The following is a 14,224-nucleotide window of genomic DNA, read 5'->3' as shown; positions in this document are numbered from 1 at the left end:
GCCCGTGAGGTACGGCCGACTTTCCCCTCCTCGGAGCAATCCTTCCCGAGGGTATGTTTGTGCTCTCGATCAAGACCGGAGGGCACCCCGCATGGCCAAACAGGAAAGGGCGCTGCGCACGCGTGAGAAGGTGCTGGACGCCGCGGCCGAGGAGTTCGCGGCGCAGGGATACGCCAAGGCCACCCTGAACGACGTGGCGCGGCGGACGGGGATGACCAAAGGAGCCCTCTACGGACACTTCCCGTCCAAGGAGATCCTCGCCGCGACCCTGCTCGCCCAGTCCCGCGTCGCCTGGGAGGAGATGCGGCACACCCGGGACCGGCCCGGCACGGCGGCGCGGGCGGTGCTGGAGGAACTGGTCCTGGAACTCGCCCGGCGCCTGGGGTCGGACGTCCGGCTCCGGGCGGCCCTCCGGCTGGCGACCGACCTGCCCTGCCTGGCGCGCGCGACCCCGGACCTCTTCGAGGACGTCCGCAGCCACCTCGTCGGACTCGTCCACCGGGCACAGCGGGAGGGCGGCATGGCCCCCTACCCGCCGGAACTGGTCGGGGAGTTGCTGCTGACCTCGCTGCACGGCGTGCTCCACGCCTCGCAGTGCGACGACAAGCACGGCAGCGCCCCCACGCGGGAGGCGGTGTGGCGGCTGCTGCTCGACGCGCTCGCCGGCGAGCCCGGGGGCGACCGTGGAGGCGACCGCGACATGGCCGGGCGATGAGGGTGCCGTTTCGGACACGTAAAAAATACCATCCCGAAGGAATTTTCTGTCATGATGAGGTCGTCCCGGTCCGCCGGGCCGCTCGCCGCCCGGCCGCCGGCCGGTCAGCGGAGGCGGTCGCCATGAAGTGACGGAGGCAGGCAGATGAGTGTGCTGGATGAAAGGATCGGTCCGTTCCCCCTCGGGCACGCAGCCCCCGGCCCGTCCCCGGAGGGGTCGAACCAGGAGGAGATTCAGCGCGCTGTCGCGCATGCCGAGCACGTCGACGATTTCGACATGCGGCACCTGCGGTATTTCCTGACGGTGGTCCGCTCCGGCACGGTCTCCGCGGCCGCCAAGGAATTGCGCATATCGCAGCCCAGCCTCAGCCAGCAGATCAAGCGGCTGGAACAGCGGATAGGAGCCTCGCTTTTCGTCCGCAGTTCCCGCGGGGTCGAATTGACGGCGGGCGGCCGGGCCTTCCTGAGGGAAATCCAGAGCATCCCCGGCCAGCTCCGGTCGGCCATCGCGGCCGCCGCCCCCACCCCCACCCTGTGGCCGGTCGGCGTGTGCGGCGGCGTACCGGCACAGGTGCTGACCGATGTGCAGAACGGCCTCGCCGGGCAGAGCGGGCACCAGGGCAGAGGCCGGACCGGGCCGCATCTGCGGATGCGCTCGGTCAGCGCGGCGGACCAGCCCGAGCTGCTGGAGCACGGCGAGATCGTCTTCGGGATCATGCGGCTGCCGGTCACCGCGCCCCGCCTCGCCCGGGCGGTCGTGTGGGACGAGCCGCTCGGCGTCGTCCTGTCCACCACCCACCCCCTGGCCGCACGCCCCCGGCTGACCTGGGAGGACCTCTCCACGCAGCGCCTCCTCTGGTACGACGAGGGATGCGCGCCCGGATACGCCGACGCCGTCCCCGCGCAGCTGACGGCCCTGGGCTGGAAGGCCGTGCTGCACCCCGTCGACCAGGACCAGCGGGCCCTGTTCGTGCACGCCCTGCAGACCACCCGCGACCTGGTGGCCCTGCGCCCGAGCATCGCCGTCATGGACGATCCCCAGCTCGTCTGGCGCCCGCTGCCCACCGCCTCCGCACCGCGCGAGCGCCTGGCCGTGACCGCGCTCGCCGGCAGCCGCGCGGCCCGCTATCTGAGCCGGGCGGCCACCCAGTGCGGATGGCCCTACCGCGCCTGACCACCTCGGCCACCTCGGCCACCTCGGCCTGCCCGGCCGGACTTCGGCGTGACGGGGTCAGCGGTGGACGCCGCGAGCGGCCAGGGCCCGGTGCAGGGCGCGCACCGCGTAGTACGTACGGGACTTCACCGTCCCCCGCGGGACGCCCAGGAGCTCCGAGACCTCGGCCACACTGCTGCCGTCGAAGTACACGAGCCCGAGGATCTCCCGCTGCCGCTCGGTGAGGTCGCCCAGGGCCTCCGTCACCACATGCCCGGTCAGCAGCCGGTTCACCTCGTCGGCGACGGGGACGTCCGTGTCCTGAAGCTCCTCCGGAGTCACCGGGCGCAGCGCCTGCGCGCGGTGGTCGTCGATCAGCAGGTTGCGGACGACGGTGAACAGCCACGGTCGCATCGTCTCCGGCGCGGTGCCCAGCGCACCGGCGTGGCTCCAGGCCCGGACGACGGCCTCCTGCAGGATGTCCTCGGCCCGGTGCCAGTCGCCCCGCAGCCGCCGGGCCGCGTATCCCAGCAGCACCCGGCCGTGCTGTGCGTACACCGCCCGGACGAACGTCTCGGCGTCACCGGTGGACGTTCCGGTCGACGTCCCGGTCGACGTCCAGGCCGACGTTCCCGTCGGTGTCCCGGCCCGTGTCCCGGTCGGCCGGATCTCCGCGACCGGCATCACGGCGCCTCACACTTCCTCACGCGATTCCCCCGTAGTCATCAGGACAGACAGCACGGCCCTACGGCCCCCGCCGCGTCCCACGGCACCGCCCCCGCCGACGGTGCCGTGGGACGCCGGACGGCTCAGCCGAACAGCGCGTCGTACACGTCGCTCTGCCAGTACGTGACGAAGTTGGCGCTGTTGAAGTACACGCCGCCGTCGGGCAGCGGCAGCGTCACGCGCTTGCCGACGGAGCCGTTCAGCTCCTTGTTGGAGAAGTCCACGCCCAGGATCTTGGCGATGTAGCCCTCGTCGCCGTCGGGGCTGGAGGTCCCGATGCCGGCGTATCCGGACTCGCCCGGGGCCAGGGTCACCACGGCCTGGGGCTTGCTGGAGTCCAGCCACGTCACGGGAGCCTGGGCGCCGGCTCCGGCGGCCAGGTAGGGCGCGCCGTGGAGGTTGCAGGGCTTGGTGCCGGTGTTGGTGGCCGTGAGCAGCAGGGTGTTGATGGGCCGCGAGACGTCCTCGACGGTCAGCTTCGTGTTCGCCGCGGTGCAGTCGACGGTCGCGGCGGCCTTCTGCGGAGCGGCCGAGGCGGTCTGGCCCGCGGCCTGGACACCGACGAGCGCGAACGCGGCGGCCGCGACCAGGGAGGAGGCGGCGACGCGGGTGGTGGAGCGGCGTGCGATACGCATGGGATGAACTGCTTTCTCTGAGTGCCAGTTCCGGAATCATGTGTTCCGGTCCATGGATGCCGACCGGTCAGATGCGCGGCCGAAAAAGGGAGTTGAGATCAGCGTCACCGCCCTCGAACAGGGCGGCGTGCTTGGATGACCCAAGCCTGTGCCACGCTCCGTCCCGGGCGCCATTCCACACCGACCTTTGGCACGCTGGGATGCCGGCACCGGCTCTGACCAGGGGGAACGTCCCGTTCGTGGGATGTCGAATGAGATGGAGGACCGGTGGGGGCGGCTGAGGAGACAGCTGATTTCGCGGCGCTTCTACGCGAGTTGAAGCAGCGTTCGGGGCTCAGCTACGAAGCTCTGGCCAAGCGGGCGCACATGAGCACGTCGACGCTGCACCGCTACTGCAAGGGGGAGGGGGTGCCCGCCGACTACGCGTCGGTCTCGCGCTTCGCGCGGGTGTGCAAGGCGACCCCCGAGGAAATGGTGGAACTGCACCGCCGGTGGGTCATGGCCGACGCGGCCCGGGAACGCGCCCGGCGGGCAGCGGCGGCAGCGGACAGTACGGCGGGGCCGCCGGCCGAGGCGGGGCGGAAAGAGGCGCCCGGGCCTGATGCGGGGCCGGGTTTCAGAGCGGTGACCGCGTCCGGGGCGGGAGGCGTGACGGGGCCCGCGGCGGCGGGACATGAGGTCGGACCGGCGGCGGAGCCCGAGGCCGGAGCCGGTCCGGTGCCCGTGGCGGGAGCCGGCCCGTTGTCCGAGGCGGGAGCTGTGCCCGGGCGGGAGGAGGGGCCCGGGGCGGGAGCCCTGGCCGGGCTCGGGGCCGCTGACGAGCCGGTAGTGGTGGCCACGGCAGGGAGTGAGGGTCCGCCCGGAACCAGGGCCGAGGTGCCCCCGGAAACCGGAATGTCCCCGCAGGGCTCGGCGCGGCGGCGGGGCTTCTTCCGGAAGCGGCGGGTCGTGGTCGCCGCGAGCACCCTGGCCGTGGTCGCCCTGACGACGGCGGTCCTGGAGAGCCTCGACGCCGGTGCCGACCCGGGCGGCCGGCCGCGCGCGGCGACCGTGTCCACCGGTTCCTGGGAACCGCAGGAGTCGGCGTCCCCGTCCCCGTCCCCCTCCGCGCGGCCGAGCCGCTCCGCCGCCGCGAAGTCGCCGGGCGTGAAACCGTCGGCGTCGAAGCCGGCGGCGGCGGGCGGCGGTGCCGCGACCGCGGACGACGCACCGGGATCCGCCGCCGAGGAGGACTCCGTGCCGCTGACGGTGAGCGCCCGCGCCCACGACTGGGAGGGCTACTGCGGCACGTTCTACCTGGCCGACAAGCCTCCCGCCCAGGTCCCCCTGCCGCCCGCGACGCTGCAGGACGCCCCCAAGTGGGTGGGTGACGCCGGCGCCGTCGCCTCGGGCCGGCACCGTGTGTCGCTGGCCGTCCAGGGCACGGGGGACAAGGCCGTCGTCATCGAGTCGCTGGACGTCCGCGTGGTCGGCTCGGGCGCGCCCCTCGCCTGGAACGCGTACGAGATGGGCATCGGCTGCGGCGGCGGCGTGGAGCCGAGGGAGTTCGGTCTCGACCTCGACGCGGCCCGGCCCGCCGTGCGCCCGAAGGGCGGCCAGCGCGGCTTCCCGTACAGCGTCAGCCAGTCCGACCCGGAGGTGCTGTACGTCACCGCCCACACCGACACCCGCGACGTGCAGTGGTACCTGGTGCTGGAGTGGAGCAGCGGCGGCCGCCAGGGAACGATCGAGATCACGGACGGCGGCAAACCCTTCCGCACCACGTCCATGACCGGCCGTCCGCTCTACGGCTATCTGCCCGGCAGCACCGAGTGGGAGACACAGGAGCCGCAGCCGTAGCCGTCGGCCGCGCACGTCGGCCGCGAACGCCGTGGGCCGGCCGGACTGGGAAAGTCCGGCCGGCCCACCCGCCTGTTCGCGGTCCTCAGGAGAACGGCACCGCGTCCGCCGCGGACGTGTGCCAGTTGGTGACGACCGGCCGGTCGGCCGTGAACGAGCCGACCCGCAGGGACACCGGGTTCGGGTCGGCGTCGCCGATCGCGACGATGAGGCTGTCCAGTTCCTTGCCCGAGTCGCCGTCGGTGGTCTTCGGGTTCACGCCGGCGTAGGCGACGACCCCGGCGCGCAGGGTGATCGCCGGGCCGACGGACTGCTCGGCGGGCCCGGCCTCCGTTCCGTCCGAGCCGAAGGCCACGGTGGGCAGCGCGGCGGGCAGGGTGCAGGTGATGCCGGACTTGGCCTTCGCCTGGATGAGGAAGTAGCCGCCGGCCTGTGTCCTGGACGCCACGCTCCAGGAGATGTCATTGGCCCCGCAGACCTGCCCGTAGCCGCTCTTGTCACCGCCGCTCCGGTCACCGGCGCTGCCGCTGCCCTCCTTCCCCGCACCGGACGCGCCGTTCGACGTCCCCTCCTGCTTTCCGGACGCACCGCCCGACGTGCCGCCTCCCGCGGCCCCGCCGGCGGTGGGCTCCGCGGCCGGGGAACCACCGCTCCCGCTCCCCGCGCCCTTGCCGGAGCCGGTGGTGGCCGAGGCGTCGGGCGCCGCGGACGACGAGCCGCTCCGCTGGGCCGACGTCGTGTCGCCGCCCTGGCAGGCGGTCATCAGCAGCCCCGCGCCGAGCAGGGCGAGGGCGGCGAGGGCGGTGCGCGGACGACGGTTCATGACGGTGATTCCTCTCCGAGGTGCGGATGCGCGGCACCGCATGTCCGGTGCCGCTCGTTGCCGATCCGCCCTACGGCCGTGGACCGTCACGGGTTCGATCCCGTCGTACGTCCATGACAGTGCCGTGACGCGCCGGTGACACGGCCGCGCGGCGCCGCGCCCTCCGTACGACCTGCCGCTTTTTGTTTCCGTGCGGGAATTCGCGCCTGAACTTACCGCCAGGTCAACTTACCGGAAGGTCACATTCCCGCATAGTCGGAGAGTTATGGCTACTACGCGGTTTCCGTCTTGGACAGGCGAGATGAGGCGAACCTAGTCTCATGTATGTGACACGGATCCGATTCGGTCGCACGGTGAATTACGTATTTCCGTGAACCGCGGATTCATTTCTGATTCATTTCCGAACCCTTCGGCCGCGGCCGGGAAAACAGGGGAGAAGCGTGATCTCGACCAAGCTGACGGAACTGCTCGGCATCGACCATCCGGTCATCAGCGCCCCCATGGGCTCGGTGTCCGGAGGACGGCTCGCCACGGCCGTCACCGGCGCCGGCGGGCTGGGACTCGTCGGCGTCAGCTACGGCGACGCCGCCTTCATCGACGAGCACGTGGCGCAGGCCGCGCAGGGCGGCGGTGTGTGGGGCGTCGGCTGCGTGATGTTCACCTTCGACGAGCGCCCGGGCCTGTGGGACAAGGTGCTCGGCTACGCCCCGCCCGTGATCGCCCTGTCGTTCGGCGACGCCGACCAGGTGCGCCGGTACGTCGCCTCCGCCGCCGACAGCGGCGCCCACGTCGTCGTCCAGGTGCACGATCCCGAGCAGGCGGCCGTGGCCGTGCAGGCCGGGGCCTCCGTACTGGTGGCCCAGGGCGCCGAGGCCGGCGGCCACCACAAGACCCAGGCGACGCTGCCGCTGATCCCGGCCGTGCTCGACCTCACCCAGGGCGCCGTGCCCGTGGTCGCGGCGGGCGGTTTCGCGGACGGGCGGGGCCTGGCCGCCGCGCTGGCCCTCGGCGCCGACGGCGTGATGATGGGCACCCGCTTCGCCCTCACCGAGGAGTCGATGGGCACGCCCGGCTTCAAGTCCTCGCTGATCTCGGGCGCCACCGCGGACCTCGTCGACACCCGCGCCTTCGACGTCGTACGGGGCATCCCGTGGGACGAGGTGTACCGGGCGCGCTCGGTGAGCAACGCCTTCACCCGCGCCTGGACCGGCCGCGACGACGAACTCGCGGCCCGGCGCGGCGAGATCGAGCCCGAGTGGGTGGCGGCGGTCGCCCGCGACGACACGAGCCAGCGCGCCCTGTTCGCCGGCGAGGTCCTCGACCTGGTGCAGGACGTCCGCCCGGCGGCGAGTGTCGTGCGCGACACGGTCGCCGAGGCCGAGGCCATCCTGCGCGGACTCACCGCGCGGCTCACGCCCTGAGCGCTTCTCCGCCTCTCCGTGTTTTCCCCTCACCCCGCATTTCCCCTCACCCCGCACATCCCTTGATCCAGCACCGGAGCCACCCATGATCCACGTCCTGACCCTCTCCTACCTCCAGCCCCGCGAGACCGTCCTCGCGCACATGCCCGAGCACAAGGCCTGGCTGCGGGACCACTCCGACCGGGGCCGCATCCTGCTGAGCGGCCCCCGGCCCGACGGCGGAGCCGTCATCGTCACGGCCGACCTCGACGAGGCCACCGTCACGGAGCTCATCGAGAGCGACCCGTGGCACAAGCTCGGCATCGCCGCCTACGAGCGGGTCTCCTTCGAGGGGAAGAACGCCAGCCCCGGTGTCGTCACCGCGGCCGAGCCGGACGAGAGCGTCCTGCTCATCAACGTGGCCACCACCGAGGACGCGCCCGCCACGGTCGACGCCCTCGCCTCCGCCGTCGAGCACGTCGCCGCCACCGCCGACGGCTTCCGCGGCTCCCGCCTGCTCACCAGCGTCGACGGCGACGCGGTGATCAACCTCGCGGCCTGGACCGACGAGAAGCGGTTCAACGCCATCTTCGACGACCCCGGCTTCACCAGCCGCTACCAGGAGTTCGCGAAGACGGTGACCGGCGCCAAGTACCGCCTCTACCGCACCAGCCGGGTCATCAGCCCCAACCGCTGACCCGCCCCTCCGCGCACCCCACGGCACACCCGCAAGACGCTCAAGGAGCCACCATGTCCGTCCCCGCCACGCCCGCCACGCCGTACGACCTCGTCGTCGTCGGATTCGGCGCCGCCGGCCTGTCCGCCGCCCTCTCCTACGCCGAGGCCACCGAAGGACGCGCCACGCCCGCCCGCATCGCGATCCTCGAACGCTCCACCAAGGAGGAGCGCGGCGGCGCCACCCGCTGGACCGGCGCCTTCCTCCGCGTCGACCAGGAGCGCAGGCTCGACACCGACTGGGCCGAGCACGTCGGCCGCGTCTCCGGCGGCCTCGCCGACGTCGAGTACTGCCGCACGGTCGAGCGGGAGTCCCCGCAGACCCTCGCCTTCGTCGAGAAGCACGGCGTCCAGATCGACTACGCCGACTTCCCGCTGCCGCACACCTTCGAGGGCGGCACCCCCTCCATGACCCCGCCCGCCAGCCCGCGCGGCGGCGGCGCCTCCATCGTCGAGCACCTCGGCGCGGCCCTGGAGAACGACCCCCGCGTCGACATCCACTACGAGACCGAGGCGCTGCGCCTGACCACCTCCGACGACGGTGCCGTCGACGGCGTCGTGGTGCGCGGCCCCGACGGCCGCACCCGTCGGCTCGACGGCCGTGCCGTGGTCCTGGCCTGCGGCGGCTTCGAGGGCAACACAGAGATGCTCACCCGCTACGTCGGCGACCGCGCCTGCGACCTGCCGCTGATCGCGCCCGGCATCGCCAACAACCGCGGCGACGCCCTGCGCATGGCCCTGGAGCTCGGCGCCGACACGGCCGGCCAGTTCGACGGCATCCACGCCGAGCCGGTCGACCGCCGCACCACCAAGGCCGACGCGGTGCTGTACGGCTTCAGCTGCGGCATCTTCGTCAACGGCCGCATGCAGCGCTTCTTCGACGAGGGCCGCGACACCTGGGACAACACCTTCGAGCACGTCGGCTACGAGATCTGGCGGAACCAGGACCAGGAGGCGTACTGGATCGCCGACGCCAAGACCCTCGCCATCCCGGGCATCATGAACTCGCTTCTCAGCGACGTGCCGCCGGAGCAGGCGGACACCCTGGAGGAGCTCGCCGACAAGCTCGGCATCGACGCCGAGGGGCTGCAGAAGACCGTCGCCGAGTTCAACGCGGGCGTCGGACCGGGCGAGTTCGACCCGACCCGCCTCGACGGCAAGAGCACCGTCGGCCTCACCCCGCCGAAGTCCAACTGGGCCACGCCCCTGGACACCGCGCCGTTCATCGGCGTGCCGGTGACCGCCGCGATCTGCTTCACCTACGGCGGCGTCCGCACCGACCTCGACGCCCGGGTCGTCACCCCGTCCGGCACCGCCATCCCCGGCCTGTACGCCGCCGGTGAGGCCACCGGCCTCTTCTACAAGGCCTACCCGCCGGCCACGTCGGTCCTGCGCTCGCTGATCTTCGGCCGGCTCGCCGCGCACCACGCGGCCCAGGCCCATCAGTCCGTCTGACACACCCTCACGTCAGTCCCCTGGAGGACCCATGAGTATGGTCAACATCGATGTCACCCTCCGCGACGGCGGTTATCGCAACGGCTTCGACTTCCCGCTCGGCTACGCCCTCAAGCACGCCAAACTGAGCGTCGAGGCCGGGTTCGACTGGGTCGAGATCGCCTACCGCAAGGGCTCGCTGGTCCCGATGCCGAACCTGGGGATCACCGGCCGCGGCGACGACGACTACATCGCCGCGATGGCCCAGGAGATCGGTCCCCGGCACGTCGCGATGATCCTGCACCCGAAGAACATCACCCGCGACGACCTGCCCGCCATGTACGCGGCCGGGGCGCGGCTGGTCCGGATCATCCTGCCCGCCCGGGGCTACGAGCCCGGCCTGGACTACATCCGCCAGGCCCGCGACATCGGCTTCACCGTGGGCGTCAACTTCGCCCGGATCACCCAGTGGCCGGGCCGCGACGTGGTCGAGGTGGCCGCGGCGGCGACCGACGCGGGCGCCGAGTTCGTCTACCTGGCCGACTCCAACGGCAGCCTGTCGCCGATGGACAGCGCCCACCTGACCACCCTGACCAAGTCGGTCACCGGGCGTCCGGTCGGGCTGCACGCCCACAACAACCTGGGGCTCGCCCTCGCCAACGCCATCAGCGCCGAGGCCGCCGGCGCGACCTGGATGGACTCCTCCATCCAGGGCATGGGCAAGGGCCCGGGCAACCTCATCGCCGAGCAGTGGCTGGCGCACCTCGACCGCACCGACCCGGAGGCCGCCGCGCGCCTGAACCTGGCGCCCGTGCTGGAGCTGGCGGACCTGCTGCTCGCGAACGTCCCGGAGGGCAGGCCCTCGCTGCCGCTGCCGGACCTGGTGCTGGGCCGGTACGACCTGCCGGTGGAGCACCGCAAGGAACTGGTGGGCCGGCACGGCGAGGTCATCGCCACCGCGCGCACCCTCGCGGGCGTCCGGTGACCCACGCCGGACCCGCCGTCCCGGTGGTGGTCCACGACCCCCGGACCACCACCGGCACGGCCCACGCCCTGGTCTTCGCCCCCGTGACACCGGCCTGGGACGAGGGAGCGTTCTTCGCCCCGGTCATCGAGACGCTGACGGGGGCGGCGGGCGGGGAAGCGGTTCCGGGGACCGGGACGCACCCGGCTCCCGCGGCGGCGGGCCGCCACGCCGCGGGCGCGGTGCGCGCGGGGAGCGGTACGGGTCCGGGAACGCGGGCCGGGGCGGGCCTCGAAGTCCGCGCCGGGGCCTGGGAAGAAGCCGGGGCCCGGGCAGAAGCCGGAGCCCGCACCGGGACCGGGGCAGGTTCCCGCGCACGGGCGGCCGGGGCGCGGGCCGGGCTTCGGGTGACCGTCGTCGACACGCTCGCGCTGCTGGACGAGGACGTGCGCACCCTGGCCGACCTCGTCGCCCGCTGGCGGGCCCTGCTCCCGGAGTTCGGCCCCGTGGACCTGCTGTGCGGGAACGCCCTGGGCGGAGCCGTCGCCCAGGGACTGCTCCCGTACGTCGCCCCCGAGACCGGCGTCCTGCTGGTCTCGGGCCCGGCCCGCTCGGACACGCCGCTGGAACAGCGCCTCACGGAGATCGCCGACCTGGCGGCCACGGGCGACCCGGACGCGGCCCTCACCCTCCTGCACCACCGCGTCCTGCCGGAGGGCACGCCCCGGCCCGGCCCCGGCGCACCCCTCTCGGAGTCCACCTCCCGCCGCACCGCCGCCCGCCGGCTCGGCCAGGGCCTGCGGCTGCTGTGCGGCATCGACGTGACACCGGCCGTCGCGGCCCACCCCGGGCCCCTGCTGCACCTCGTCGGGGGGCGTTCCCAGCTCGTGACGGCACGGCACACCGCCGCCGCGCCGCACCACCGGGTGCACGTCGTCCCCGACGCCGGCATGCGCCCCCACACCGATCAGCCCGCTGAGGTCTCCGCACTCATCGAGACCTTCCTGCGGGAGAAGGGACTGACATGAAGCCGACCCCGACCAAGAGCGTCGCCGTCCTCCCGGGCGACGGCATCGGCCCGGAGGTCGTCTCCGCCGCCCTCGACACCGTGGAGAAACTCGGCCTGCCCCTGGACTTCCGGCTCGGCGACATCGGCTGGGACTGCTGGCGCCAGGAGGGCGACCCCGTCCCCCAGCGCACCTGGAAGCTCCTCCAGGAGACCGACACCTGCCTCCTGGGCGCCATCACCAGCAAGCCCCTGCGCGAGACGGAGGCCGAACTCGACCCCTCCCTGCGCGGCACCGGACTGAAGTACGTCTCGCCGGTCCTCCAGCTCCGCCAGCGCCTCGGCCTGTACGCCAACATCCGCCCCGTCACCGACCTGGACGGCGGCCGGTTCGACTTCACCGTCATCCGCGAGAACACCGAGGGCCTGTACGCCGGCATCGACGTCCACGGCCTCGACGAGCCGCTCTGGAACGCCGTACGGCACCACCCGAACGCGGCCGCCTCGGGCCCGGAGGACACGAGCCTCACCCTGCGCCTGCAGACCCGCCACGGCATCGACCGCCTGCTCCGCTTCGGCTTCGCCCACGCCGAGGCCCACGGCAAGCGGCTGCTCACGGTCGTCGACAAGCCGATGGTGCTCCGCAACAGCGGCAACCTGCTGCGCGAGCGCCTTGAGCTGATCGCCCGGGACCACCCGGACATCGAGACCGAGATCCTCAACGTCGACGCCGTCGCCCTGTGGATGGTCCGCAGGCCCGAACGGTTCGGCGTGCTGGTCGCCGAGAACATGTTCGGCGACATCCTCTCCGACCTCGGCGCCGGCGTCATGGGCGGACTCGGTCTCGCCCCCAGCGGCAACATCGGCGACCACGGCAGCTACTTCGAGCCGGTGCACGGCAGCGCCCCCGGCATGGTGGGCCAGGACAAGGCCAACCCCATGGCGATGCTCCTCACCGTCGCCCAGATGCTCGACCACCTCGGCTTCGACGTGCCGGGGGAGGAACTGCGCGACGCCGTGCGGACCGTCGCCCGCGCCCGGACGACCGTCACCTACGACCTGGGCGGCACGGCGGGCACCCGCCAGGTGGCGCGCGCCGTCGCCGACCGGCTGGGACGTGCGGAGGCCGGACCGGAGGAGAACACCGTCGTCCCCGAGGACGTCGTCGACCGGCTGGCCCGTCTGGACACCGCCTCCGTCTCCGACGCCCTGGACAGCCTCGGCGTCGGCGGGGTGCTCGCCGGGCTGAGCGCCCGGGTGCCCGGCGCCCGGACGGCCGGCCTGGCGTACACCGTCACCTACCGGCCGGTGGGCGGCGACGGCCAGGGCTTCCGCAACGCGGCGAACTACCTGGACGACGTGCCCGCCGGCGCCTTCGTGGTCGTCGACAACGCGGGCAGCACCACCTGCACCAACTGGGGTTCGCTGCTGACCTCGGTGGCCCGCAGCCGCGGTGTGCGCGGCACCGCCGTGCACGGCTCCGCCCGGGACATCGACGAGATCCGGGCCGCCGGCTACCCGCTGTTCAGCACCGGCGCCACCATGGTCAGCGGCAAGAACCGGGTGGAACTCGCCGCGACCGGGCGGGCCGTCACCGTCGGCGACGTGACCGTGCGCCCCGGCGACGTCGTCGTCGCCGACGACAACGGCGTCCTCGTCGTCCCCGCGGCGCACGCCGCCGAGGTCGCCGACCGGGCCGAGCGCGTGGAGCGGACCGAGACCGCGATCGCCGAGGCCGTGGGCGGCGGGCTGCGCCTGGACGAGGCCCGCAAGCGGTTCGGCTACGCCCGCCCCTGGGAGGGCCCGGCCCGGCAGACCGCCGATGCGTGAGCTCGCGCGGCGGGTGGTGGACGTCCACTACCACGCGGGACCCGACCTGTACCGGCGCCGCCTCACCACCGGCGGCGCCGGCCGGGCCTACGCCGACATCGACGGCTGGGTGGTCATCAAGAGCCACCTGGGCTGCACCGCGGCGAGCGCGTGGGAGGCCCGCCAGGAGGGGCTGCCCGTCTCCGGCACCGTGGTCCTCAACGACCTCGCCGGGGGCGTGCACCCCCGGGTCGTGGAGCAGGCCGTCTACACCCACGGCGAGGACGGCCCCGCCCGGCTGGTCGTCCACCTCCCCACCCTGGTCGGCCCCGCCCACGCGTCCCGGCTGCGCCGGCAGCCCTTCCACCCCCGGCTGGACCCCGACCGCTGGCGCGGCGCCCGGGTCACGGACGACACCGGGCGGCTCAGGCGCCCCGTGCGCGAGGTCTTGCGGGCCGCCCGGGACCTGCCGGTCGTCCTGGCGACGGGCCACTGCGACCGCGAGGAGACCCTGCGCGTCGTCGAGGAGGCGGCCCGCCTGGAGCTGCCCCGGCTGCTGCTGACCCACCCCACGCACCCGATGACCGGCCTCACCCTCGACGACCTCGCCCGAATCGCCGACGTGCCGGGCGTCCACGTCGAGGTCACCGCCCTGACCCTGCTGCTCGGGCACCGCGACGCCCGGCACCTGGGGGACGTCGTCCGCGCCCACCCCCGGGTGGTGTTCAGCTCCGACCTGGGACAGCCGGACCAGCCCGACCCGGCCGCGTGGCTGACGGTCAGCGAGCGCTGGTTCGCCGAGGCGGGCCTGACGCCCCAGCAGGTCCGGGCCGTCACCTCACTCAACCCGGCCGCGCTGCTGGCGCTCTGAACGGCCGTACCAGGAAGGCTCATGACCGACGTGCCGTACCCCCTCTCGCGCCGCGCGGTCCTGCGCGGCGCGGCGGCCCCCCCCGCCGGTCGGTAGAGCACACCGCGGAAATCCA

General features: G+C 73.4%; 13 protein-coding genes. 10 read left to right on the top strand and 3 right to left on the bottom strand.

All coding sequences use genetic code 11. From position 1 onward, the window contains the following. The first annotated feature begins 91 nt into the window (after positions 1-91). Together ABZ948_RS26860 and ABZ948_RS26855 are read left to right on the top strand one after the other, a co-directional pair. Entirely contained in the window at positions 92-715 is a 624-nt protein-coding gene (locus tag ABZ948_RS26860; RefSeq protein ID WP_359763620.1) for a TetR family transcriptional regulator, read from the top strand. A gap of 276 nt (positions 716-991) precedes the next feature. Further along, entirely contained in the window at positions 992-1,888 is an 897-nt protein-coding gene (locus tag ABZ948_RS26855) for a LysR family transcriptional regulator (protein ID WP_359763618.1), read from the top strand. 57 nt (positions 1,889-1,945) lie between these two features. On the opposite strand, the gene ABZ948_RS26850 is transcribed toward ABZ948_RS26855, so the two are convergent. Together ABZ948_RS26850 and ABZ948_RS26845 are read right to left on the bottom strand one after the other, a co-directional pair. After that, on the bottom strand, positions 1,946-2,551 hold the full coding sequence (locus ABZ948_RS26850) for a sigma-70 family RNA polymerase sigma factor (protein WP_359763616.1): 606 nt from the start codon (positions 2,549-2,551) through the stop codon (positions 1,946-1,948). A 125-nt stretch (positions 2,552-2,676) separates the two neighbouring features. Continuing rightward, complete coding sequence (locus ABZ948_RS26845) at positions 2,677-3,228, bottom strand: DUF4232 domain-containing protein (RefSeq protein WP_359763615.1); 552 nt, start codon at positions 3,226-3,228, stop codon at positions 2,677-2,679. A gap of 267 nt (positions 3,229-3,495) precedes the next feature. Between ABZ948_RS26845 and ABZ948_RS26840 the strand changes: the two genes are divergently transcribed. Continuing rightward, positions 3,496-5,067 (top strand): helix-turn-helix domain-containing protein, encoded by a 1,572-nt coding sequence (locus ABZ948_RS26840; RefSeq protein ID WP_359763613.1) that lies wholly within the window; start codon positions 3,496-3,498, stop codon positions 5,065-5,067. A gap of 85 nt (positions 5,068-5,152) precedes the next feature. Here ABZ948_RS26840 and ABZ948_RS26835 read toward each other — a convergent pair whose 3' ends face one another. Then, positions 5,153-5,890 carry a DUF4232 domain-containing protein gene (locus ABZ948_RS26835; protein WP_359763611.1) on the bottom strand — a complete coding sequence of 246 codons (738 nt, stop codon included), beginning with the start codon at positions 5,888-5,890 and terminating at the stop codon, positions 5,153-5,155. Between the two features lie 440 nt (positions 5,891-6,330). On the opposite strand from ABZ948_RS26835, the gene ABZ948_RS26830 reads away from it, so the two are divergent. The 7 genes from ABZ948_RS26830 to ABZ948_RS26800 all read left to right on the top strand — a co-directional run bounded on the left by ABZ948_RS26830 (position 6,331) and on the right by ABZ948_RS26800 (position 14,109). After that, complete coding sequence (locus ABZ948_RS26830) at positions 6,331-7,311, top strand: NAD(P)H-dependent flavin oxidoreductase (protein ID WP_359763609.1); 981 nt, start codon at positions 6,331-6,333, stop codon at positions 7,309-7,311. A gap of 85 nt (positions 7,312-7,396) precedes the next feature. After that, on the top strand, positions 7,397-7,987 hold the full coding sequence (locus ABZ948_RS26825; RefSeq protein ID WP_359763607.1) for a YciI family protein: 591 nt from the start codon (positions 7,397-7,399) through the stop codon (positions 7,985-7,987). Between the two features lie 53 nt (positions 7,988-8,040). Next, a complete protein-coding gene (locus ABZ948_RS26820; protein WP_359763605.1) occupies positions 8,041-9,480 on the top strand; it encodes an FAD-binding protein in 1,440 nt (479 codons plus the stop codon). Positions 9,481-9,511: 31 nt separating this feature from the next. After that, positions 9,512-10,444: a hydroxymethylglutaryl-CoA lyase-like TIM-barrel protein gene (locus tag ABZ948_RS26815; protein WP_359763603.1), complete on the top strand. Its 933-nt coding sequence runs from the start codon at positions 9,512-9,514 to the stop codon at positions 10,442-10,444. After that, positions 10,441-11,451, top strand: coding sequence for an alpha/beta fold hydrolase (locus ABZ948_RS26810; protein WP_359763601.1), 1,011 nt, complete (start codon positions 10,441-10,443; stop codon positions 11,449-11,451). The genes ABZ948_RS26815 and ABZ948_RS26810 overlap by 4 nt, the downstream gene beginning before the upstream one ends. Next, the gene (locus tag ABZ948_RS26805; RefSeq protein ID WP_359763600.1) at positions 11,448-13,259 is read left to right on the top strand and encodes an isocitrate/isopropylmalate family dehydrogenase; all 1,812 of its coding nucleotides are present in this window, start codon (positions 11,448-11,450) and stop codon (positions 13,257-13,259) included. The genes ABZ948_RS26810 and ABZ948_RS26805 overlap by 4 nt, the downstream gene beginning before the upstream one ends. Next, positions 13,252-14,109: a DUF6282 family protein gene (locus tag ABZ948_RS26800; protein ID WP_359763598.1), complete on the top strand. Its 858-nt coding sequence runs from the start codon at positions 13,252-13,254 to the stop codon at positions 14,107-14,109. Before ABZ948_RS26805 ends, ABZ948_RS26800 begins: the two co-directional genes overlap by 8 nt. The last annotated feature ends 115 nt before the right edge of the window (positions 14,110-14,224 follow it).

Source organism: Streptomyces olindensis, assembly GCF_040645895.1.
Classification (GTDB): domain Bacteria; phylum Actinomycetota; class Actinomycetes; order Streptomycetales; family Streptomycetaceae; genus Streptomyces; species Streptomyces olindensis.
This window is presented reverse-complemented; position numbering and strand designations above follow the sequence as displayed.

Excerpts from the sequence above, each read along its gene's own strand:
- ABZ948_RS26860 (WP_359763620.1), top strand. The coding sequence starts at position 92 with ATGGCCAAACAGGAAAGGGCGCTGCGCACGCGTGAGAAGGTGCTGGAC.
- ABZ948_RS26855 (WP_359763618.1), top strand. The coding sequence starts at position 992 with ATGCGGCACCTGCGGTATTTCCTGACGGTGGTCCGCTCCGGCACGGTC.
- ABZ948_RS26850 (WP_359763616.1), bottom strand. The coding sequence starts at position 2,551 with ATGCCGGTCGCGGAGATCCGGCCGACCGGGACACGGGCCGGGACACCG.
- ABZ948_RS26845 (WP_359763615.1), bottom strand. The coding sequence starts at position 3,228 with ATGCGTATCGCACGCCGCTCCACCACCCGCGTCGCCGCCTCCTCCCTG.
- ABZ948_RS26835 (WP_359763611.1), bottom strand. The coding sequence starts at position 5,890 with ATGAACCGTCGTCCGCGCACCGCCCTCGCCGCCCTCGCCCTGCTCGGC.
- ABZ948_RS26825 (WP_359763607.1), top strand. The coding sequence starts at position 7,397 with ATGATCCACGTCCTGACCCTCTCCTACCTCCAGCCCCGCGAGACCGTC.
- ABZ948_RS26820 (WP_359763605.1), top strand. The coding sequence starts at position 8,041 with ATGTCCGTCCCCGCCACGCCCGCCACGCCGTACGACCTCGTCGTCGTC.
- ABZ948_RS26815 (WP_359763603.1), top strand. The coding sequence starts at position 9,512 with ATGAGTATGGTCAACATCGATGTCACCCTCCGCGACGGCGGTTATCGC.
- ABZ948_RS26805 (WP_359763600.1), top strand. The coding sequence starts at position 11,448 with ATGAAGCCGACCCCGACCAAGAGCGTCGCCGTCCTCCCGGGCGACGGC.
- ABZ948_RS26800 (WP_359763598.1), top strand. The coding sequence starts at position 13,252 with ATGCGTGAGCTCGCGCGGCGGGTGGTGGACGTCCACTACCACGCGGGA.